Below are 21,945 nucleotides of genomic sequence, written 5' to 3'. Positions count from 1 at the left end.
GCACGCCCCGTCGGCCATGATGTCGGGCGTGTCCCGCTCCTTCCTCGACCTGTTGTACGACGAGGCGCCGCGCTCGCAGTACGACGAGCTGCTGGCGTCGGGGACGGCCGCCGCCAGCAGCGACGCCGAGCGCGAGCGGCTGCGGGCGGACCACGACACCGCGCTGCGCCTGCGTGAGCTGATCTCCCGCCAGCGGTCGCGGGAGGCCGAGCTGTCGGCGCTCTACGAGACGGCGAGCGACCTCACCGCGATCCGCGACGTCGACGCGATCCTGGCGGCCATCGTGCGCCGCGCGCGCCAGCTCCTCCGGGCCGACATGACCTACCTGTCGCTCAACGACGAGCTCGACGGGGCGTCGTACATGAAGGTCACCGACGGCGCGCTCACCCCGGAGTTCAGGCGGTTGAGGCTGCCGCTGGGCACCGGACTGCTCGGCCTGGTGGCGCAGACCGGCGCGCCCTACTTCACCGAGGACTACCAGGCCGACGAGCGGTTCGTGCACCGCAACTACATCGACGAGGCCGTCGAGGGCGAGCGGATCCGCGCCATCCTGGGCGTCCCGCTCGTGCTGGAGGGGCGGGTGATCGGCGCCCTGCTCGCCGTCCACCGCACGGTCCGCAAGTTCCCGCCGTCGGAGGTGTCGCTCCTGACCTCCTTCGCCGCGCACGCCTCGGTGGCCCTGGAGAACGCCCGGCTCTTCGCCGAGCTGGACGCCGCCAACCGCAACCTCACCGAGCACACCCGCGCCGTCGAGGCGGCGGCCACCGCCCACGACCGGCTCACCGACCTGCTGCTGCACGGCGGTGGCACCGACGAGATCGCCCTGGTGCTCGGCGACCTGCTGCACGGCCGCGTCGCGGTCCTCGATCCCTCGGGCGACCGGGTGGCCGGGGACCCCAGGGTGGCCACCTGGCCGGAGGCGGTCGAGGAGTCGGTGGCGTCCGGGCACTGCGTGCCCACGCCGGGCGGCTACGTCGCGGCCGCCCTCGCGGGCAGCGAGCACGTCTCGACCGTCGTCCTCGAGGGCCCGCCCCTGCCGAGCGCCGAGCAGCGCACGCTGGAGCGGGGGGCGCTCGTGACGGCGCTCGTCGTGCTGCTGGCCCGGACGGTGGCCGAGGCCGAGGAACGCATCGGCGGCGAGCTGCTGAGGGACCTCCTCTCTCCCACGCCGCACGACCCGGTCCTGGTCCGCGAGCGGGCCCGACGGCACGGCGCCCAGCTCGACGGCCCGCTCACGGTCGCGGTGGCCGGCCCGGCCGACGGCGGCCGGCAGGTCACCGCCCGGGCCGCCGCCCGGCTGGCCGACTCCCTGCACGGGGTCGCCGGCGAGCACGAGGGCACGGTGGTCCTCGTCGTGCCCGACGGCGACGCGCGCGCGGTCGGCGACCAGCTTGCGGCGGCGGTGACCCGCGCGGGGTCCTCGGCCACCGTCGGCGTGGCCGGGCCGGCGCCCGCGGCGCAGGTCGCGGCGACCTATGCCGAGGCGCGGGGCTGCCTGGAGACCCTGCTGACCCTGGGCCGGGTCGGGGAGGTGACCGACCCCGCCGGGCTCGGTGTCGCCCGCCTGCTGCTGGGCGCCAACGGTCCCGCCCAGCTCGCCGAGTTCGTCGAGCGCGAGCTCGGGGCCGTCTCGGCCTACGACGACCAGCGCGGCACCAGCCTCGTGGCGACCCTGGACGCGTGGTTCGCCAGCGGCGGGAGCCTCAAGGACACCGCCGCCGCGCTGCACGTGCACCCCAACACCGTGACCCAGCGGCTCGACCGCGTGACCGGTCTCCTCGGCGACAACTGGCGTGACCCGCAGCGAGCCCTGGACCTCCAGCTGGCGCTGAGGGTGGCCCGGCTCCAGGCGTAGAGATGGCTCTCGACCACACCTCATCGTCCGTGTTGTGTGCTGGACGCCCATGTGCCGACGGTCACAGCGAGCCCTAGCGTCGGGGCCATGTCCCCCCACTCCCCTGCACCCACGCCCGGCGCCCCCGTGCCGGACGGGTCCCGACCGCTCGCCGGACGCCGCGCGCTGGTGACCGGCGGTGCGAGCGGCATCGGCGCCGCCGTCGCCGGGCACCTCGCCGGCCTCGGCGCCCACGTCACCGTCCTGGACCGTGACGAGACGGCCGCCAAGGAGGTGGCCTCCAGCCTCGGCGGCGACGCCATCGGCCTGGACCTCACCGACGCCGCCGCGATCGACGCCGCCGACCTCGAGGCCGACATCCTGGTCAACAACGCCGGAGTCCAGCACGTCTCGCCGATCGAGGACTTCGACCCCGAGGCCTTCCGGCTCATCCAGCGCCTCATGCTCGAGGCGCCCTTCCTGCTGGCCCGCAAGCTCCTGCCCGGGATGTACGCCCGGGGCTGGGGTCGGATCGTGCACGTCTCCAGCGTCCACGGCCATCGCGCCTCGGCCTACAAGTCGGCCTACGTCAGCGCCAAGCACGGCCTCGAGGGGCTGTCCAAGGTGATCGCCCTCGAGGCGGCCGGCAAGGGCGTCACCAGCAACACGGTATGCCCGGGCTACGTCCGCACACCCCTGGTCGAGGGCCAGGTCGCCGACCAGGCGAAGGCCCACGGCATCGACGAGTCGGAGGTCCTCGACACCGTCCTGCTCGCCCGCACGCCCGTACGCCGTCTCGTCGAGCCCGACGAGGTCGCGCGCGCCGTGGCCGGCTTCTGCCTCCCCGGGAGCGACTCGATGACCGGGTCCTCCCTCCTGATCGACGGCGGCTGGACCGCCGCCTGAGCACGCGCACCCGCGTGATCCGCCTGAAAGGAACCCTCAGCACATGACATCCCCCGTCACCCAGTCCCCCCGAGCGGAGCAGGGGCCCGGCGAGACCAACATCGTCAAGGTCGTCTTCGCGTCCCTGATCGGCACCGCCGTCGAGTGGTACGACTTCTTCCTCTACGGCTCGGCCGCGGCGCTCGTCTTCGGCACCCTGTTCTTCCCCGAGAGCGAGCCGGCCGCCGCCACCATGCTGGCGTTCGGCACCTACGCGCTCGGCTTCGTGGCGCGTCCCCTCGGCGGCATCGTGTTCGGCCACTTCGGTGACCGTGTGGGCCGCAAGAAGATGCTGGTCACCTCGCTGCTCATGATGGGCGTCGCGACGTTCGCGATCGGCCTGCTGCCGACGTACGCCTCCATCGGCATCGGCGCCCCGATCCTGCTGCTCGCCTGCCGCCTGGTGCAGGGCTTCGCCGTGGGCGGCGAGTGGGGTGGCGCGGTCCTGATGGCCGCCGAGCACGGCGAGGACTCGCGTCGCGGGTTCTGGTCATCCTGGCCGCAGGCCGGCGTGGCGCTGGGCAACCTGTTCGCCACCGGTGTGCTGTGGGTCCTCGCTGCGGTCCAGTCCGACGACGCGTTCAACGCGTGGGGCTGGCGCATCCCGTTCCTGCTCAGCGCCGTGCTCGTGATCATCGGCCTGTGGGTGCGCCTCTCGATCGAGGAGTCGCCGGTCTTCAAGGAGGCCCGCACCGAGCTCGAGACCACCGAGAAGGCGCACGTCCCGCTGCTCGAGGTCGTCAAGAAGTACCCGCGTGAGGTCCTGGTCGCCATGGGCATGCGGATGGCCGAGAACATCTCCTACTACCTGTTCACCGTCATCTCGATCACGTTCCTGACGACGTACGTCGGCACCACCGGCGACAAGGGCATCATCCTCAAGGCACTGCTCATCGGCGCGGTCGTGCACTTCGTGACCATCCCCCTCATCGGCGCGCTCAGCGACAAGGTCGGCCGCCGGCCGCTCTACATCGCCGGTGCCATCGGCGTGGCCGCCTGGTCGTGGGTCTTCTTCGACCTGATCGCCAGCAAGTCCGAGGGCAAGATCCTGCTCGCGGTCTGCATCGGCCTGGTGCTGCACGCGCTCATGTACTCGCCGCAGGCGGCGTTCTTCTCCGAGCTGTTCGGCACCTCGGTCCGCTACACCGGCGCGTCGGTGGGCTACCAGCTGGCCTCGATCTTCGCCGGTGCCCTCGCGCCGATCATCGCCATCGAGCTGCTCGGCCCGGCCACCAACGGGGCGGCCAACGTCAACAGCGTGGCGATCTACATGACGATCGCGTCGGTCATCACGCTCGTCGCCGTGATGCTGGCCAAGGAGACCCGCAACTCCTCGCTGCGCCACGACCGCGTGCTCGACGACGCGCACCGGTGAGCTGACGCACCATCCCCCTCAGGCGCCCTGCTCGGCCACCGTGCCGAGCAGGGCGCCGCGCACTGCATGCGCGGCCTCGGCGGCCCGCTCGTCCGAGAGCCGGCCGGCACCCTGCTCCTGCAGGTAGAACACGTCCACTGCTTGAGGACCCACGGTCGACACGTGCGCGGACCGCACCGAGATGTCGTGGTCCGCGAGGGCCGCGCAGACCAGGTGCACCACGCCGGGCCGGTCGTCCATCCGCACCTCCAGGACGGTGGCCCGCCGCGACTCGCCGTGCCGCACCGCGACGACCGGCTCGAGCCGGCTCGGGGCCGGGCGCGCCAGCCGTCCGGTGGCGTCCAGCCGTCCCTCGCTGACCGCGGCCAGCCGCTCCCGCAGCACGGCCGGGTCGAGGTCGGGCTCCGCGACCTCCCAGACGGAGACCCCGACGACGGCCGCTCCGTCCTCCTGCGCCCACGCCCGCGCGGAGCGCACCGGCACCCGCTGCAGCGCCAGCACCGCGGCCGCGTCGGCGAGCAGGCCGACCCGGTCCGGCGCCATGACCGTCACCCGGGCACCTCCCTCGTCCGGCTCGACGCCCACCCACGTCCCGCCGCGGCGTACGACGTCGGGGACCGGGACCGCCCGGTCGGCGTCGACCGGCGCCTCGCCCTCCCCCGTCCGGGCCAGCGCCTGGGTGGCGAGGCGGGTGACGAGCGCGGCCCGCCAGGACGACCAGGCCTTGGCGGAGGCCGCGCGGCCGTCGGCCTCGGTGAGCGCGAGCAGCTGGGCGAGCGCCTCGGCGGTGGGGACCTTCGAGAGCACCGCGTCGACGGTGGCCGGGTCGTCGGGGTCGCGGGACGTGGCGGTCTCCGAGAGCAGCAGGTGCCACCGGACCAGCAGGGCGACCAGGTCGACGGCGTGGTCGTCGAACCCCATCCGCCCGGCGATCGCCCGGGCGATCGGCTCGCCCGCGACCGAGTGCTCCGTCAGGTCGCCCTTGCCGATGTCGTGCAGCAGCGCGGCGACGAGCAGGACGTCGGGACGGGCCACGGCACGGATCAGGCGGGAGGCCTCGACGCACGTCTCGACCACGTGCCGGTCCACGGTGAAGCGGTGGATGGGCGAGGCGTGGGGCAGCAGCCGGATCCGCTCCCACTCGGGGAGGAAGCCGGCCAGCGCCCCCGTCTCCTCCAGCGTCTCCCACACCGGCAGCAGGCCGTCGCCGGACGCGAGCAGGCTGACCAGCGCGTCCCGGGCCTCGCCGGGCCACGGGACGGGCAGGGGGGCACTCTCCCGGGCAAGCCGGGCCGCCGTCGCCGGGGCGAGCACGACGTCACGCTCGGCGGCCGCGGCGGCGGCGCGCAGCAGCAGCACGGGGTCGCGGTCGGGTCGGGCGTGTGCGTCGAGCACCACCTCGCCGCGCGACAGCGCGACCCCGCGGGCGATCGGCTCCAGCGCCGGCCGGCGGGCGTCGCGCACCGACGAGGGGCGGGCCAGCACCGACCCGACCCGGCGCCAGGTCAGCCGGGAGAGGTGGGTGACGCGGCGGCCGATCTCGCGCACGTGGCGCTGCGCCGCGGCGGCGTCGGCCAGCCCGAGGTCGGCCGCCAGCGCGTCCCACATCTCCGGGGCGACCCGGTCGGTGGGGCGCCGGGCCTGGGCGTGCACGAGGTCGCGGAAGTCCAGCAGCGCCTGCCGAGAGCGCTCGAGCTCGGGACCGGACACGTCGACGAGCCAGGTCGCCTCGAGCGCCTTGAGCACGGTGGCGTCCCGGAGGCCGCCCTCCGCCTCCTTGATGTCGGGGACCGACACGTGGGCCAGCTCCCCCACGACGTCGTGGCGCCGCTGGACGAGCTCGCGCAGGGCCGGCAGCCGCTCCCGCGCCTCGCGGCGCCAGGCGGCGAGCATCGTGGCGCGCAGCCGGAGGGTCAGGTTGGGGTCGCCCGCGAGGTGCCGGACGTCGAGCAGGCCGAGGGCGACCTTGAGGTCCTCCTCCGCGGCCGCCACCATCTGCGGCAGCGAGCGCACCGAGTGGTCGAGCCGCGAGCCGGAGTCCCACAGCGGGTACCAGACCTTCTCCGCCACGCCGCCGGGGTCGACGTCCGCGTCGTGCACGAGGACCACGTCGAGGTCGGAGTGCGGGGCGAGCTCGCCGCGGCCGTAGCCGCCGACCGCGACCAGCGCGACGCCGACCTCGGGCCCGTGGCAGTCGTCGTACGCCGCCCGGCACAGCTCGTCGGCGGTCGCGGTCCGGGCGGACCTCTCGGGGGCAGTCATCGTGGCTCCGATCCTCCTGCGGGTGGGTCCGGGTGTGCCACTGGCCCGCCGGGACGAGTCCCGGCGGGCCAGTGGGCGGGGCACCTCAGAGGGCGGCTTCGTCGGTGTCCCCCGTGCGGACCCGCACGACGGTCTCGACCGGGCTCACCCAGACCTTGCCGTCACCGATGCGTCCGGTCTGCGCCGTCTTGACGACGATGCCGACCACGTCCTCGGCGTCGGCGTCGTCGACGACGATCTCGATGCGGATCTTGGGCACCAGGGCGATGTCGTACTCCGCCCCGCGGTAGACCTCGGTGTGGCCCTTCTGCCGGCCGTAGCCGCTGACCTCCGAGACGGTCATGCCGGTGACGCCGAACGTCTCCAGCGCCTCGCGGACGTCCTCCCACTTGTGGGGCTTGATGACTGCGGTCACGAGCTTCATGCGTTGGCTCCTTCGGTGCTCGAGGCGGCGGACGGGCGGGCGGAGCTCGAGGCCGTGCTGGAGGCCAGGATGCCCGTGCCACCGCCGCTGGTACCACTGTGCAGGTCGTAGGCGGACTCGCCGTGCTCGGCGAGGTCGATGCCGTTGACCTCGTCCTCCGGGTCGAGCCGCAGTCCGATCGTGTACTTGATCGCCAGCGCGATGACCGTGGTCAGCACGCCGGAGTAGGCGACGGCCACCAGGACACCGAGGACCTGGTCGCCCAGGGACCCGAACCCGCCGCCGTGGAGCAGGCCGTCGACGCCACCGGCACCGTCGGCCGTGGAGAAGACGCCGATCAGGACGGTGCCGACGACGCCACCCACGAGGTGGACGCCGACGACGTCGAGCGAGTCGTCGTACCCCAGCTTGTACTTCAGGCCCACGGCCCAGGCGCAGACGGCGCCCGCCACGAGGCCGATCGCCACCGCGCCCTCGATGTCGACGGCACCGGCCGCCGGCGTGATGGCGACCAGGCCGGCCACGATGCCCGACGCGGCGCCCAGCGAGGTGGCCTTGCCGTGGAGGAGCCGCTCGATGAGCAGCCAGCCCAGGATCGCAGCGAAGGTGGCCAGCGTGGTGTTGGCGAAGGTGCGGCCGGTCTCGGAGTAGAACTGCGCGAGGAAGGCGTCCGGGTCCTCGTCGAAGGTCGTGCCGAAGACGATGGAGCCGACGTTGAAGCCGTACCAGCCCAGCCACAGCATGCCCGCGCCGAGCATGGTCAGGGTCAGGTTGTGCGGACGCATCTGGTCCTTGGGCCAGCCGATCCGCTTGCCGAGCAGCAGCACGAGGACCAGGGCCGCGACGCCCGCGTTGATGTGGACCGCGGTGCCGCCGGCGTAGTCCTGCGCGCCGATCCGGCCGCAGATCAGCGAGTCGTCGGTGCAGCTGAAGACCATGTGCGCCATCGGGAAGTAGACGATGACCGCCCACAGCGGCAGGAACACCAGCCAGGCCGAGAACTTCAGGCGGTCGGCGACCGCACCGCTGATGAGTGCGGCGGTGATGATCGCGAAGGTCATCTGGAACATCACGTAGATGTAGTTGTCGGTGGTGACGCCGTCGAGCCAGAGCAGCTCGAACGGGTTGGCGAAGAAGGTGCCGTCACCGCCGAAGCCCATCGACCAGCCGACCGCGACGTACAGGATGCCGACGACGGCCGCTGCGACGAACGACATCATCATCATGTTGAGCACGGACTTGGATCGCGACATGCCGCCGTAGAAGAGCGCCAGCGCGGGCACCGTCATCATCAGGACGAAAGCAGTCGCCACGAGCATGAACGCGTAGTAGCCGTCCACAGAACCTCCAGGGAAACGTTCGGGGGTGGTCCGCGTGGACATGACGCCGGTGTCACGCTGCGGACGAACCTGTTGGCCAGAACCCTGCTCGCGCGACGTTTCCTCGGCCGCCGGCTCGTGTTGCGGTCGTGCAACGGATGCGCCCCCGGTGTTACGTCCGCGTGAACGCGGGCACCCCGGGCGACCGCGGCCCGGAGGTCCCCCTCCCTCTAGACTGCGCCGCATGACCGGGACCCCACGGGACGCTTCGGCTGCGCCCGTGCACCAGCCCGGTCGCACCGGGGTCGTGATCGTCAACCACGACAGCGCCGACGACACCGTCGCCTGCGTGGGCTCGCTGGAGACCTCCCGCGACCTGGACCTCGACATCGTCGTCGTGGACAACTCCGACTCCGCCGACTCGGCCGCCTCCCTGCGCACCGTCCTGGGCCGGCGCGCCGAGGTGGTCAGCAGCGGGGGCAACCTCGGGTACGCCGGGGGCAGCAATGTGGGCATCGCCCGGTGCCTGGAGCGCGGCAACGAGTACGTGTGGCTGCTCAACCCCGACACCCGGGTCGAGCCCGAGACGCTCCCCCGGCTGCTCCAGGTCTTCGAGGACGTCCCCGACTGCGGGGTGGTGGGCCCGCGGGTCGTCCATCCCGGTGACCCTGCGGTCGTCTGGTTCGACGGCGGCATCGTGGACGAGGCCAAGCACGGCGAGACGCGCCACGTCCACCAGAACAAGCGCCTCGACGAGACGCCTCCGCCGCGCCGGATCGAGGTCGACTACGTGACCGGCGCGTCCCTGCTGGCGCGTCGTACGACCATGGAGACGGTGGGGCCGCTTCCCGAGGAGTACTTCCTGTACTTCGAGGAGACCGACTGGTGCCGTCGCGCCCACCGGGCGGGCTGGCGCATCATCGTCGACCAGCGCGCCCACATGGTGCACCACAAGCGGTCGAGCGGATCGCTGCCCTCGCCCTACCATCTCTACTACATGACACGGAACCGCTACCTCTTCGTCGACCGCGCGCTCGGCGGCGATCCCGAGGCGGCCCTGGCGCAGCTGCGTGGCAAGTGGGTGCGCAACTGGCGCCGGACCGTGCGCAGCGCCGCGCCCGAGTGGCTCGACGAGTTCGACGCCCTCGTGGAGCGCGCGGTCGACGACGCCCGGGCGGGTCGTGACGGACGCAACGACGAGGTCTCGCACGTGCCGTGGCCCGAGGACCAGGGAGGCGGCCGATGAGCGGCAGGGACGACAGCACCGCGGTGATCGACAGCACGCTGGCCGGCGGTCCGCGGGTCCTGCACATCGGCGTCGAGCCCTCGACCGTGCCGCGTCGCCTCGCCCAGGAGCACGACCGCGAGGTCGAGTGCCTGCGCTGGCCGCTCGGGCACGGCGCCGACGCGCAGTGGGGCCCCGAGGTCGACCTCGCCGAGCGGGCCGACGCGTGGGTCCAGCCGTTCCTGGTGGCGCCGGTCGACGTCGTGGTCGTCGAGGACGTGCTGGACGACGGACCGGCACCCGACGCGTTCCTCCGCACCCTGGGCTCCGGGGCCCTGGTGCCCGGCGGACTCGTCGTCGTGTCCGGCGCCCGGGACCTGACCGCGCAGCTGCAGACCGCCGGCTTCACGGTCGAGGGTGGCGCCGCCACCGACGACGGCCGTCGCGTCACGGTGGCCCGCTTCCCCTCCTTCACCACGGCCCGGCCGGAGTCGCAGGCGGCCGACGAGGCGAGCGCCGCCGAGAACCGGCGGCTGGCCCACGAGCTGGAGCGCACCCGCGAGCTGCTGGGGCGCGAGCGCGCCACCGTGGCCCGGGAGATGCAGCTCGGCAAGGACGAGCTGCTCGCCATGGACCGCCAGGTCGCCGAGCTCCAGGACCGGCTCCAGCGGCTGCGGCACAAGAACGTGCTGCTGCGGGCCCGGGTCGCGCAGGTCGCGCGGGAGCGGGACCTCGCCGAGGCGCGGGCCACGGCGCTGGCCGAGGAGCTGTTCCTGGCCCACGACTCCCGAGCGGTCCGCGCGGTGGCGGCGGTGGTCGAGCGAGCACGCCGCAGGCGGTCATCGTGACGACCACCGACCCCGACGACCGGGGGGCCCTGGACCGTCGACGAGCCGCCTACCGGCAGCTCGTCGACGGCGAGCTCGCCTCCGGCGACGGCCACCGCTACACCTTCCTCGTGCGGTCGGTCGACCTCCGCAACCCGACCCCGGACCTGGTGGCGGCCGCGGGTCTCGGCCTGGCGCTCGTCGAGCGCGGTCACGGCGTTCGCCTGGTCCCCCAGCACCGCTGGCACCTCGGGGGCTCGACCGACGTATGGGTCGCGGCGACGCCGGAGGTGGACCCGTCCCTCGCCCCCGCCGACGCGTGGAAGGTGGCGTGGGCGCACACCGCGGTCGACGAGTGGGCGGCCCTGGACCACCTCGTCGCCTTCGACCGCGTGCTGTCGGGCTCGGAGGTCGCCCGGGCGACCCTGCGGCGGCGGACGCCCCGGGCCACCGAGGTCCTGCGGCTCGGCGTCGACGCCGAGCTGTTCGCACCCGGACGGGGTCCGCGCGAGGACGTGGTCGGCATCGGCGTGCACGTGGACCGCGGACGCAGCATCCAGCCGCTGATGACCGACCTGCGCCTCGAGGTGCCGCTCACCGTCCACGCCGAGCCGGTCCGCAACATGCGCACCGGGCTGCTGGGCCGGCTGGAGGCGCCGGTGGCGTGGCTCCGGGCCCCCGACGTGCTGGGCGGCGCGCTGCTGAGCGTCGTCGAGATGCCGTGGTCCTCCGTCGCCCACGGCACGCTGCCCGCCACGGTGCTCGAGTCGCTGGCCTCCGGCGTGCTGCCGGTCCTCAACTCCCGCCTCGGCGCGGTCGAGGCGGGCCTCGAGCTGCCGACGTTCTCCACCTCCCGCGAGCTCGGCGACGTCATCACCGCCCACCTGGCCGACCCGGAGGCGACCGCCGCGCGGGCGGCCGAGCTGCGGGAGTCCGTGCTGGACGGGCACACGTGGGACCACCGGGCGGCCCAGCTCGACGGCCTCGTCCGGGCGGGTGCCCGGGTCGGCGAGGCGGCGCCACCGTCGCGAGCGTTGCACTACTTCCCCGACTACAACCGGGCCAATCCCTACCAGGGGATGCTCTTCGCCGGCCTCGACGGCGTGGACGCCTACCCGGTGGCGGTGGCCGACGTCGTCGGCCACCTGGAGAACCGCGCCGTCTCGGCCGTGCCGGGGACGCTCAACATCCACTGGACGACCCCGATCATGCAGTACGCCGCCGGCCCCTACCGCGCCGCGATCGAGCTCGACCGTTTCAGCGCCGCCCTGCACAAGTTCCGGGCCGCCGGCGGGCGGCTCGTGTGGACCCTGCACAACGTGCTGCCCCACGAGGCCAAGCACGTGTGGGCGGAGACGCAGCTGGCCCAGCTGCTCGCTGACCGGGCCGACGCGATCCACGCGCTGGCGGAGATCACCGCCCGCCAGGCCTCCGAGGTGCTGCGCCTCGACCCCCGGAAGGTGGTCGTGATCGAGCACTCCAGCTACCTCGGCTGCTACCCGCAGTGGATCAGCCGGGAGGCCGCGCGGGCCCAGCTCGGCTTCGGTCCCGACGACAAGGTCCTGGTGGCGCTGGGCGGGATCCGGCCCTACAAGGGGCTGGGGCGCCTGCTCGACGTGTTCCACGAGCTCGCCGACGACGACCCCACCCTCCAGCTGCTCGTCGCCGGCAAGCCCGCGCAGACCCAGGAGACGGCCGGGCTCAAGCGCCGCTGCGAGCAGTCCCCCCGCGTCATCTCGGAGTTCTCCCACGTGCCCGACGACCAGCTCCAGGTGTGGTTCGGTGCCGCCGACCTCGCCGTCCTGCCCTACTCCCGCATCCTCAACTCCGGCGTCTTCTGGCTGGCCCAGACCTTCGGCCTGCCGATCGTGGGCCCGCGCACCGGGGCACTGCTCGAGCTGGCCGACGAGCCGCACGTGCGGCTGTTCAACCCACGCGACGACCGGTCGCTGAAGGAGACGCTGCGCGCCGCCGTACGCGACCTGGTCGACGACGAGGAGCGGTCGGCGATGGCCCGGGAGGCGTCGTTCGCCACGGCCCGGTCCCGGCCCCCGCAGCAGATGGCCGACGACTTCGCGGCCTTCATCGGGCCGCTGCTCGGCACCGAGCGGTCCCCCCGGCTGGCGACGGGGTGACGGCACCGTGATCGAACCTCCGATGAGCTCGGCGGCCCGCCACTCCGCCCGCGACCTCGTGGCGTCGGGCCTGCTCGACCTCGACTGGATCGCCGCCCAGCTCGGCACCGAGCCCGGCACCGCCGAGGACGCCGCCCGGGCGGTGATCAACACCCCCGACATCTCCCCGCACCCGCTCTTCGAGGCGACCTGGCTGCCCGGCAAGGGCGTGTGGCAGGCGGGCGACCTCCCGCCGTCGCTGTGGTACGTGACCGAGGGGCCGCGCCGCAACCGACTGGCGCCGCACCCGCTGATCAACACCGAGCGGATCCACGAGGAGAACGCCGCCGCCCGCGACCACGAGTTCGGTCCGCTGGCCTGGTGGGCGGCGCACGCCACCCGCGACACCCCCCTGCCGGTCCGCCGCGGCTACCCCCACATCTCGTGGGGCGAGTTCCGCGACAACGCCCTGCGGGCGGCCCGGGAGTGGCAGGTGCTGTCCTACCTCGACGCCAACCCCGGGGCCCACCAGCACTCCCCCGAGGCCGACGGGCCGGTCGTGACCGTGCTGATGAGCGCCCAGGACGTGGGTCCGCTGCTGGCGCCGACCATCGCCGCCCTGCAGGCGCAGACCCTCGATCAGTGGGAGCTGCTGGTCCTGGACCGGGGCTCCATCGACGCCACGGGCACCATCGCCTCCGACGTGGCGGCGGGCGACGCCCGGGTCCGGGTCATCATGGGGTCGCGCACCCAGCTGGGCCGCACCTTCAACCGCGGCCTCCAGCGCGCCCGCGGCGAGTTCGTCGCCTTCCTCGAGCCCGGCCACCTGTGGCACCCCGAGTTCCTGGCCCGCGGGGTGGGCGTGCTCCGGGCCGGCGACAGCTCGGCCGTGCACGCCTTCCCCGGCCGCGACACCCGGCTCTCCGGGGAGCTGGTCACCGCCTCCCAGTTCGACCTCGGCACCACCCTGCTGCGGCGCTCGGTGCTCACCGGCCTGGGTGGCTTCGACGAGGGCGACTCCGAGGAGACCGTCGCCGACCTCGTACGACGCCTCCGCTCGGGCGACCTGGAGTGGGCCAACCCCCTCGTGCTGCTGCGCGGCGCGACCGAGGAGGCCCCCCGCACCGTCAACTGGGAGGCCGCCCAGGCGACCGCCCGTGTGGTGGGGCAGACCAGCGTGGTGCTGCCGATGGGCACCGGCAGCCGCGGCACCATCGACTGGCTGCTCGCGGGCGGGTCGGACGTCGACGTCGTCGTGGTCACGGCGCGCGACCGTCGCGGGCCGCACCTCCTCACCTCGGCCCTGGCCGGCCTGCTGCCGGGCGTCACCAGTGTCTCGGTGCCCAGCGGCACCTCCATCACCTCGGCCATGAACATCGGCATCGCCCACAGCTCGGGCGACACCGTGGTCCTGGTCCGCCCCGAGGCGCAGCCCGCTCCCGGCATCATCGGGCCGCTGGCCGCCGCCGTGCACGAGGAGGGCGTGGCCGTCGCCCAGCCGCTCGTCCTGGACCGGCGCGGCCTGATCCTCTCCGCGGGCGCCGGCTTCCCCCGCGCCGACGACCGGCTCGGCCTGCTCTTCGCGGGTCACCCGGCGTCCGACGCACGGCGCCTCGGCCGCACCGAGATCCCGGCCCCCGCCTCCCCCGTCGTGGCCCTGGAGGCTCGGCGGCTCACGGCCCTGCGCGGGCTGGACCCGCTCTTCGACGACGTGCTCGCCGAGACCGACCTCGGGCTGCGTGCGCGGGCGAGCGGGGCCGGGCGCAGCCTCCTGGTGCCGGACGTCACGGTCACCTCCCGCACCGCGTACGCCGACCCGGCCGACCTCAAGGTCGCCATGTCGGCCCTCCGCTCGCGACGCCACCAGATCCCCGAGGACCGCACCTCGCAGCTGTGGCGCTCCACCGGCTTCGAGGTGACCGGGGTCCGCACCCAGCGTGTCTCGGCCGACCCCGAGGACCCCGAGTCCGACTCGGTCCTCCTCCAGCAGCACGTCGTACGCCCCGTGCAGGGCATCGACGAGAGCCCGCCCCGGCTGCGCTGGACCATCGACACCGCGGCGCCGGCGGGACCGCGCGGCGAGCGGTGGGGCGACACCCACTTCGCCCGCTCCCTGGCCGCCGCCCTCGAGCGGTGCGGCCAGGACGTCTCCGTCGACTCCCGCGACGCCCGCAACCGGACCTCGCGCGACCACGACGACGTCGTGCTGGTGCTGCGCGGGCTCGACCTCGTCGCGCCCCACCCTCGCGCCCTCAACATGGAGTGGATCATCAGCCACCCCGACCTCGTCACGGCCGAGGAGATCAAGGGCTTCGACCTCGTCTACGCCGCCAGCGTGAGCTGGCCCGCCCAGGTGCGCCGCGACTGGGGGCTGGCGGTCACCCCGCTGCTCCAGTGCACCGACCCGCGCTACTTCCACCCCGACCGGGGCGTGCCCGACACGGGTCCGGCCGTGCTCTTCGTGGGCAACTCCCGCGGGGTGTTCCGCCACGCGGTCCGTACCGCCCTGGCCGCCGAGGCCGACCTGACCGTGCACGGCGCCGACTGGGACGAGTACCTCGACCCGCAGACGGTGGCCTCCAGCGGCGTGCCCAACGACGAGGTCGGAGTCCTCTACGCCTCGGCCGGCGTGGTCCTCAACGACCACCACGTCGACATGCGCCGCGACTCCTTCCTCTCCAACCGGCTCTTCGACGCCGCGGCCTGCGGTGCCCGGATCGCCACCGACGAGGTGTCCGGGCTCGACGAGACGTTCGGGGCGCTGGTGCAGCCGTTCGCCGACGAGCACGACCTCGCCCGGCTGGTGCGCCCGCCGTACGCCGCGTTCCCCGACAACGAGACGCGCCGCCGGCTGGCCCAGCGCGTCATCGCCGAGCACACCTTCGACCAGCGGGCGGCCACGCTCGTGCACGACGCCGTGGCCGCGCTGCGGGCCCGGAGCCGCTGAGGCCGGTCCTCACCGACCGTCCTGCGCCGTCGGCGCGGGGCCCTCAGCCCAGGAGCGCGTCGACGAAGGCGCCGGAGTCGAAGGGCGCCAGGTCGTCGGCGCCCTCCCCCAGGCCCACGAGCTTGACCGGCACGCCCAGCTCGCGCTGGACCGCGACCACGATGCCGCCCTTGGCGGAGCCGTCGAGCTTGGTGAGGACGATGCCGGTGACGTCGACGATCTCGCTGAAGACCCGGGCCTGGATCATGCCGTTCTGCCCGGTGGTGGCGTCGAGCACGAGCAGCACCTCGGTGACCGGCGCCTGCTTCTCGATGACGCGCTTGACCTTGCCGAGCTCGTCCATCAGCCCGGCCTTGTTCTGCAGGCGCCCGGCCGTGTCGACCAGGACGGTGTCGACGCCGTGCTCCACTCCCTGCTTGACCGCCTCGAAGGCGACGCTTGCCGGGTCGGAGCCCTCGGGGCCGCGCACGACCTCGACGCCCACGCGCTCGCCCCAGGTGGCGAGCTGGTCGACGGCGGCGGCGCGGAAGGTGTCGGCCGCGCCGAGGGTGACGGAGCGGTCCTCCGCGACGAGGATCCGGGCGATCTTGCCCACGGTGGTGGTCTTGCCGGCGCCGTTGACGCCGACCACGAGGACGACGCCCGGCTTGCCGTCGTCGCCGCTCACCCGCAGGCGGCGGTCCATGTCGGGGTCGACCAGGGCGATGAGCTCCTCGCGGAGCACCTCGCGGGCGTCGGTGGCGGTGTTGCCCTCGACGCGCAGCCGGGTGCGCAGCCGGTCGACCAGCTGCTGGGTCGGCGCCACGCCGATGTCGGCGGTGAGCAGGGTGTCCTCGATGGACTCCCAGGTGTCCTCGTCGAGCCGGTCACGGCTCAGCAGGGCCAGGAGCCCCCGGCCCAGCGTGCCCTGCGACCGGGAGAGCCGCTGGCGCAGCCGGACGAGGCGGCTGGCGGTGCTCTCGGGCTGCTCGAGGGCCGGCGGGGCCTCGGGGACGGCCTCGGCCGGGAGGGTCTGCTCGACCGGGGTCTGGACGTCGACCTCGGTCGGAGGCGCCTCCGGCGGCGCGGTCGGCGTCTCGGCCGGCCGCTCGATGAGGTCGGTGCCGCCGCTGGGCGGCGTACGCCTGCGTCGGCCGGCCGACGTGATGAGTCCGACGAGCGTGAGCACGCCGACGACGGCGATGCCGATGATCAGGTAGAGCCAGTCACCCATGGGTCAATCCAACCAGACGCCTCGGTCGCGCTCAGGCGCGGATGTCCTCTTCCTCGGCGATCGTGGGCAGGGCGTCGACACTCTTGCGCATCGCGTCGCCGAGCTGCGGGACGACCGGGAGGTCCTCGCCGCGGTGGGGGAAGGCGACGTAGACGACGACGGCGGCCGCCGCGACGAGCACGAACAGCATCACCAGGGTGATCACGAGCATGGGTTCAACTCCCGAGTACGACGGACCGGACCTCCAGCGTGGCACAGCACGGCCGGTATCCCCATTCGGGCGCCGGGCTCGCCGTGTCGCCGCGGTTCAGGAGCGCAGGAGGGGCTCCACGGCCGCGCGGACCACGTCGGGCATCGGTACGACGGGTCGGTTGCCGGCGCCGTGCTCGTTGTCGACGTACACGTGCACGAACCGCCCCTCGGCGGCCGCCTCGTCACCGTCGCCCTGGAAGAGCCCGATGCGGTAGACGATCGAGGAGGTGCCGACCTTGTCGACCACCAGGCCCATCTCGATGGGCTTCGGGAAGCCGATCTCCCGGAAGTAGCGGCACGACGTCTCGGCGACGACGCCGATCTGCGGCAGGTGACGCACGTTGGTGCCGGTGGCCTCGAAGAGGTGGGCGTTGACCGCCGTGTCGAACAGCTCGTAGTAGGTCGCGTTGTTGAGGTGGCCGTAGGCGTCGTCGTCGCGCCACCGGGTGGTCACGGTGCGCCACGCGACGTAGTCGGCACGGGTCGGCTGGGGGGCTCGCTCGCTCACGGCGGCCACCCTAGGGCGTGCCCCGCCACGCGTCGTACGCCGCCCGATCCCCCCGGATAGTTTGGGACGAACTGGGGGCAGAAACGGGTCGGGGACCTACGAGATCGTCCCAAACTATCCCCCCAGAACACGCGCGCGCGCACGCTCAGGCGCTCGCCCGCTCCAGCCGCTGGGAGATGACCGCCGAGACGCCGTCGCCGCGCATCGTGACGCCGTACAGCGCGTCACCGACCTCCATGGTCCGCTTCTGGTGGGTGATGACCAGCAGCTGGGAGTTCTCGCGCAGCTCTTCGTAGATCTGCAGCAGCCGGCCCAGGTTGGTGTCGTCGAGGGCCGCCTCGACCTCGTCGAGGATGTAGAACGGCGACGGCCGGGCCTTGAACAGCGCGACCAGGAAGGCCACGGCCACGAGCGACCGCTCGCCTCCGGAGAGCAGCGAGAGGCGCTTGACCTTCTTGCCCGGCGGGCGGGCCTCGACCTCGACGCCGGTGGTGAGCATGTCGGAGGGGTTGGTGAGCACGAGCCGGCCCTCACCGCCGGGGAAGAGCCGAGCGAAGGTCGCGTCGAACGCCTTCGACACGTCGGCGTAGGCCTCGGTGAAGACCTGCTCGACCCGCTGGTCGACCTCGCGGACGATGTCGAGGAGGTCCTTGCGGGTGCGGCGCAGGTCCTCGAGCTGCTCGGTGAGGAACTTGTGGCGCTCCTCCATCGCGGTGAACTCCTCGAGCGCGAGGGGGTTGACCCGGCCGAGCATCGCGAGCTGGCGCTCGGCGGCCTTGAGCCGCTTCTGCTGCTCCTCACGCACGAACGGGACCGGCTCGGGGGCCTCCTCGCCGTCCGGCACCTCGCCGGTGAACGGCACGGGGTTGTCGGGGCCGTAGTCGGCAACCAGGCCGTCGGGGTCGAGCCCCAGCTCCTCGAGGGCGCGCTCCTCGAGCTGCTCGATGCGCATCCGCTGCTGCGTGCGCGCCATCTCGTCGCGGTGCACGGAGCTGACCAGCTCGTCGTGCTCGCGGCCGAGGTCCCGCAACGTCGTGCGGACCGCCAGGAGCTGCTCCTCGCGCTCCTTGCGAGACTCCTCCACCTCAGCACGCCGGTCGGCGGCCAGCATGACCGAGCGCTCCAGCGCGTGCAGCACGACGCCGACGGCGGACCGCACGGCCTCGGCGGCCCGGCCCTCCCGGAGGAGCCGCTCCCGGCGCTCGGCCGCCCGGGCGCGCGAGTCCCGCTCGGCCTGCGCCGCCCGGGCCAGCGAGTCGGCCCGGCCGTGCAGGGCCCGGGCGCGCTCCTCGGCCGTGCGCAGCGCGAGGCGGGCGTCCATCTCGCCCTGGCGCGCGGTCCGGGCGGCCTCGGCGAGCCGCTCGCGCTCGGTCGCGTCCGGCTCCTCGTCGGGAGCGTCCTCCGCGGTGGCGAGCCGGGTCTCGAGCTCGCTGAGGCCGGCGAGGTCCTTGTCGCGAGCCTCGGACGCGGTGGTGATCGCGCGCTCGAGGCGCTCGGCCTCACCGCGTGCGGACCGGGCCTGGGAACCGTGGTGCCCGAGCTCCTCGGCCACCGCGGCGAGCGTGGCGTCGGACTCGTGCAGCTTGGCCAGCGCCACGTCGGCGCGCTTGAGGGCGTCGTGGCGCTCGGCCTCGAGGCCGGAGATGACGAAGCCGAGCCGCTCGGCGGTCGCCGTCGCCTCCCCCAGCGCCAGGGTCGCCTCGTCGACGGCCGCCTGCACCTCGAGCAGGCTCGGCTGGCTCGAGGAGCCACCGGCCGCGTAGTGGGCCCCCAGCAGGTCGCCCTCGAGGGTGACCGCGGTGAGGTCGGGCAGCTTGGCCACCAGCGCCTGGGCCGCGTCGAGGTCCTCGACGACGGCGACCTTGTGCAGCAGCCGCGTCAGCGCTCCCGCCAGGTCGTCCGGGGCCTCGACCACGTCCACGGCGTACGACGCCCCGTCCGGGAGGTCGGGCCAGTCCCGGTCCTGCGTGGGCGCACCGCCGAGGACGAGCCCCGCCCGACCGAGGTCGTCGCCCTTGAGGTGGGTGATCGCGTCGACCGCGGCGTCGGCGCCGGTGACCACGACCGCGTCGGCCGCAGACCCCAGGGCGGCGGCGACGGCGGTCTCGTGCCCGGCGCGGACCGACAGCACGGCGGCCACCGAGCCGAGCAGGCCGGAGACGCGGTCGGTGGCGGCGAGCAGGGCTCCCGCGCCGTCCTTGCGGTTGAGGCCGAGCTCGAGCGCGTCGCGGCGGGCCACGAGCGCGGTCCGGTCGCGGTCGGCCTGCTGGGCCTCGTCACGGGCGGTGGCCAGGCGCTCGTCGATGTCGTCGAGGGCGGCCGTCGCGGCCTCGTGCTCGGCGTCGAGCCCCTCCTCGCCGGCGTCGAGCCCCGCGACCCGGGTCTCCAGGGCGGTGAAGTCGCGCTGCGCACGCTCGGCCCGGGCGACGGCCTCCTCGCGCGCCGCCTCCAGCCGGCCGATCTCGTCGGCGGCCGCGGTGGCGCGCGACCTGAGCGCGTTGACCTGGCCGTGGAGCCGGGCCAGGCCCTCGCGCCGGTCGGCGGCCGCCCGCTGGAGGGCCGCGATGCGCCGGTCCTCCTCGGCGGCTGCGTCCTCGGCCGTGCGCCGGGCGGCGACGGCCGCCTCGAGGGCGGCGCGCTGCTGCTCGACCTCGGCGGCGATCTCGGCCTCCTGCTCACGCACCCGGGCCGCCTGGGCGTCGAGCTGGTCGGGGTCCCGGCCGGTGTCGACCGACTCGTCCGCCGCTCCGGCGGCGTTGCGCACGCGCTCGTCGGCCAGCGACTGGGTGCCGCGCAGGCGCTCCTTGAGGCCCGAGAGGGCGAACCACGTCTCCTGCGCGGCGGCGAGCGCGGGCAGGTCCTCCCGCAGCGCCGCCTCGAGCTGGGCCTCGCGCTCCCGGCCGCGGGCGAGCTCGGCCTCGACCTGCTCGCGCCGCTCGACGAGCACGCTCTCGTCGGCCATCTCCTGCTCGAGGGCGGTGCGGGCGGTGACGAGGTCGTCGGCGACGAGCCGGGCCCGGGCGTCGCGCACGTCGGCCTGCACGGTGGCGGCCTTGCGGGCGACCTCCGCCTGGCGGCCCAGGGGCTTGAGCTGGCGACGGATCTCGCTCAACAGGTCGCCCAGCCGGGTCAGGTTGCCCTCAGTGGAGTCGAGCTTGCGCAGCGCCTTCTCCTTGCGCTTGCGGTGCTTGAGCACGCCGGCCGCCTCCTCGATGAAGCCGCGGCGGTCCTCCGGGGTCGCGTGCAGGATCGAGTCGAGCTGGCCCTGCCCGACGATCACGTGCATCTCCCGGCCGATGCCGGAGTCGCTGAGCAGCTCCTGCACGTCGAGGAGGCGGCACGAGCTGCCGTTGATGGCGTACTCCGAGCCGCCGTTGCGGAACATCGTCCGGCTGATCGTGACCTCGGCGTAGTCGATGGGCAGCGCGCCGTCGGAGTTGTCGATCGTCAGCTGGACCTCCGCGCGCCCCAGCGGCGGCCGGCCCGAGGTGCCGGCGAAGATGACGTCCTCCATCTTGCCGCCGCGCAGCGACTTGGCGCCCTGCTCGCCCATCACCCAGGCGAGCGCGTCGACGACGTTGGACTTGCCGGAGCCGTTGGGCCCCACGATGCAGGTGATGCCGGGCTCGAGCTGCAGCGTCGTCGAGGAGGCGAAGGACTTGAAGCCCTTCAGCGTCAGGCTCTTCAGGTACAACGTGCTGCTCCCTGGCTTCTGGAGTACCGCGCGGTCGGCGGACTTCTGCGATCGCGGCATCCTCTCAGACACCGGGGGAAGCGTCGGTCCGCTCACACTACGCGTCGCGGGGGCCCGTTCCGGGGACCTCGACCGTTCCCGGTGTCACCTGCCACAGTGGCCCGGTGAGCGAGTCCTCCGCCGGACGCGAGGCCACCGACAGCCCGGGCGGCATCGCCGGTGTCTTCGACCGGGCCGCGGCGACGTACGACCAGGTCGGGGTGAGGTTCTTCGGCATCGTGGCCGAGCACCTCGTCGACCGCACCGCCCCGCGGCCCGGCGAGCGCGTCCTGGACGTCGGCTGCGGTCGCGGCGCCAGCGCGCTCCGCGCGGCGCGGGCCGTGGGGCCGGGAGGCCGGGTGCTCGCCACCGACCTGGCCCCGCGGATGGTCGAGGGCCTCCGCGGCCTCGCCACCGACCTGCCGTGGCTGGAGTCAGCGGTCGGGGACGCGGCGGACCCGCCGGCCGGCCCGTGGGACGTCGTCCAGGCGAGCCTGGTCCTCTTCTTCCTGCCGGACCTCCGGGCGGCGCTCGACCGCTACCGCGAGGTCCTCTCCCCCGACGGCCGGCTCGGCCTCACCTGGTTCGGCGCCGTCGACACGTCGTGGGAGGCGGTGCACACCGCGGTCGTCGGCGGGCTGCCCGAGGCCGACCGGCCGCCGCGCGTCACGACCGCCGGCCCCTTCTCGTCCGTGGCCTCCCTCGAGGACCTGCTGCGGGAGCACGGGTACGACGACGTCGTCACCACCGAGCGTCGCGTCGACGTGGCCTTCACCGGGCCCGGACAGTGGTGGGACTGGTCGTGGTCGCAGGGCCAGCGGGTGCTCCTCGAGGCGCACGAGCGCAACGGCACCCTGGCCGCCCTCCGCGAGGCGGTCGACCCCCTGCTCGAGGAGTGGGCCGCCGAGGACCGGCTGACGTGGTGGACCGACGTGCGGTGCACGACGGCCCGTCGCGCCTGACGGCG

At 74.0% G+C, this 21,945-nt stretch carries 15 protein-coding genes; 8 read left to right on the top strand and 7 right to left on the bottom strand.

The features are described 5' to 3' along the window. Window positions 1-28 precede the first annotated feature (28 nt). The 3 genes from DAI17_RS04590 to DAI17_RS04580 all read left to right on the top strand — a co-directional run bounded on the left by DAI17_RS04590 (window position 29) and on the right by DAI17_RS04580 (window position 4,154). Entirely contained in the window at window positions 29-1,855 is a 1,827-nt protein-coding gene (locus tag DAI17_RS04590) for a helix-turn-helix domain-containing protein (RefSeq protein WP_234412191.1), read from the top strand. A gap of 87 nt (window positions 1,856-1,942) precedes the next feature. Then, window positions 1,943-2,740 (top strand): 3-hydroxybutyrate dehydrogenase, encoded by a 798-nt coding sequence (locus tag DAI17_RS04585; RefSeq protein WP_107771636.1) that lies wholly within the window; start codon window positions 1,943-1,945, stop codon window positions 2,738-2,740. 43 nt (window positions 2,741-2,783) lie between these two features. After that, a complete protein-coding gene (locus tag DAI17_RS04580; protein ID WP_107771635.1) occupies window positions 2,784-4,154 on the top strand; it encodes an MFS transporter in 1,371 nt (456 codons plus the stop codon). Between the two features lie 18 nt (window positions 4,155-4,172). On the opposite strand, the gene DAI17_RS04575 is transcribed toward DAI17_RS04580, so the two are convergent. The 3 genes from DAI17_RS04575 to DAI17_RS04565 all read right to left on the bottom strand — a co-directional run bounded on the left by DAI17_RS04575 (window position 4,173) and on the right by DAI17_RS04565 (window position 8,180). Continuing rightward, window positions 4,173-6,416 carry a [protein-PII] uridylyltransferase gene (locus DAI17_RS04575; protein WP_107771634.1) on the bottom strand — a complete coding sequence of 748 codons (2,244 nt, stop codon included), beginning with the start codon at window positions 6,414-6,416 and terminating at the stop codon, window positions 4,173-4,175. A gap of 85 nt (window positions 6,417-6,501) precedes the next feature. Then, the gene (locus DAI17_RS04570) at window positions 6,502-6,840 is read right to left on the bottom strand and encodes a P-II family nitrogen regulator (protein ID WP_056924909.1); all 339 of its coding nucleotides are present in this window, start codon (window positions 6,838-6,840) and stop codon (window positions 6,502-6,504) included. After that, window positions 6,837-8,180, bottom strand: coding sequence for an ammonium transporter (locus tag DAI17_RS04565; RefSeq protein WP_234412189.1), 1,344 nt, complete (start codon window positions 8,178-8,180; stop codon window positions 6,837-6,839). Before DAI17_RS04565 ends, DAI17_RS04570 begins: the two co-directional genes overlap by 4 nt. A 223-nt stretch (window positions 8,181-8,403) precedes the next feature. On the opposite strand from DAI17_RS04565, the gene DAI17_RS04560 reads away from it, so the two are divergent. Genes DAI17_RS04560 through DAI17_RS04545 form a run of 4 tightly spaced genes read left to right on the top strand, consistent with a single transcriptional unit; the run spans window position 8,404 to window position 15,272 of the window. Further along, the gene (locus tag DAI17_RS04560) at window positions 8,404-9,405 is read left to right on the top strand and encodes a glycosyltransferase family 2 protein (protein WP_159081355.1); all 1,002 of its coding nucleotides are present in this window, start codon (window positions 8,404-8,406) and stop codon (window positions 9,403-9,405) included. Continuing rightward, window positions 9,402-10,232, top strand: coding sequence for a hypothetical protein (locus DAI17_RS04555; RefSeq protein WP_107771632.1), 831 nt, complete (start codon window positions 9,402-9,404; stop codon window positions 10,230-10,232). The genes DAI17_RS04560 and DAI17_RS04555 overlap by 4 nt, the downstream gene beginning before the upstream one ends. Beyond that, window positions 10,229-12,346, top strand: a complete 2,118-nt coding sequence (locus tag DAI17_RS04550; RefSeq protein ID WP_107771631.1) for a glycosyltransferase — start codon at window positions 10,229-10,231, stop codon at window positions 12,344-12,346. The genes DAI17_RS04555 and DAI17_RS04550 overlap by 4 nt, the downstream gene beginning before the upstream one ends. A 7-nt stretch (window positions 12,347-12,353) precedes the next feature. Next, window positions 12,354-15,272, top strand: a complete 2,919-nt coding sequence (locus DAI17_RS04545; RefSeq protein WP_159081354.1) for a glycosyltransferase — start codon at window positions 12,354-12,356, stop codon at window positions 15,270-15,272. Window positions 15,273-15,315: 43 nt separating this feature from the next. Here the strand turns inward: DAI17_RS04545 and ftsY are convergent, their stop codons facing one another. The 4 genes from ftsY to smc all read right to left on the bottom strand — a co-directional run bounded on the left by ftsY (window position 15,316) and on the right by smc (window position 20,939). After that, entirely contained in the window at window positions 15,316-16,485 is a 1,170-nt protein-coding gene (gene ftsY / locus DAI17_RS04540; protein WP_107771629.1) for a signal recognition particle-docking protein FtsY, read from the bottom strand. Between the two features lie 31 nt (window positions 16,486-16,516). Then, the gene (locus DAI17_RS04535; protein WP_107771628.1) at window positions 16,517-16,696 is read right to left on the bottom strand and encodes a hypothetical protein; all 180 of its coding nucleotides are present in this window, start codon (window positions 16,694-16,696) and stop codon (window positions 16,517-16,519) included. 96 nt (window positions 16,697-16,792) lie between these two features. Then, on the bottom strand, window positions 16,793-17,245 hold the full coding sequence (locus DAI17_RS04530; RefSeq protein WP_107771788.1) for an acyl-CoA thioesterase: 453 nt from the start codon (window positions 17,243-17,245) through the stop codon (window positions 16,793-16,795). A gap of 145 nt (window positions 17,246-17,390) precedes the next feature. Further along, complete coding sequence (smc, locus tag DAI17_RS04525; protein ID WP_107771627.1) at window positions 17,391-20,939, bottom strand: chromosome segregation protein SMC; 3,549 nt, start codon at window positions 20,937-20,939, stop codon at window positions 17,391-17,393. Between the two features lie 164 nt (window positions 20,940-21,103). Between smc and DAI17_RS04520 the strand changes: the two genes are divergently transcribed. Beyond that, window positions 21,104-21,940 (top strand): class I SAM-dependent methyltransferase, encoded by an 837-nt coding sequence (locus DAI17_RS04520; protein WP_107771626.1) that lies wholly within the window; start codon window positions 21,104-21,106, stop codon window positions 21,938-21,940. The last annotated feature ends 5 nt before the right edge of the window (window positions 21,941-21,945 follow it).

The organism is Nocardioides sediminis (assembly GCF_003047295.1).
Taxonomy (GTDB): domain Bacteria; phylum Actinomycetota; class Actinomycetes; order Propionibacteriales; family Nocardioidaceae; genus Nocardioides; species Nocardioides sediminis.
The sequence above is the reverse complement of the archived record's forward strand: the minus strand, read 5'-3'. Positions and strand labels throughout refer to the sequence as shown.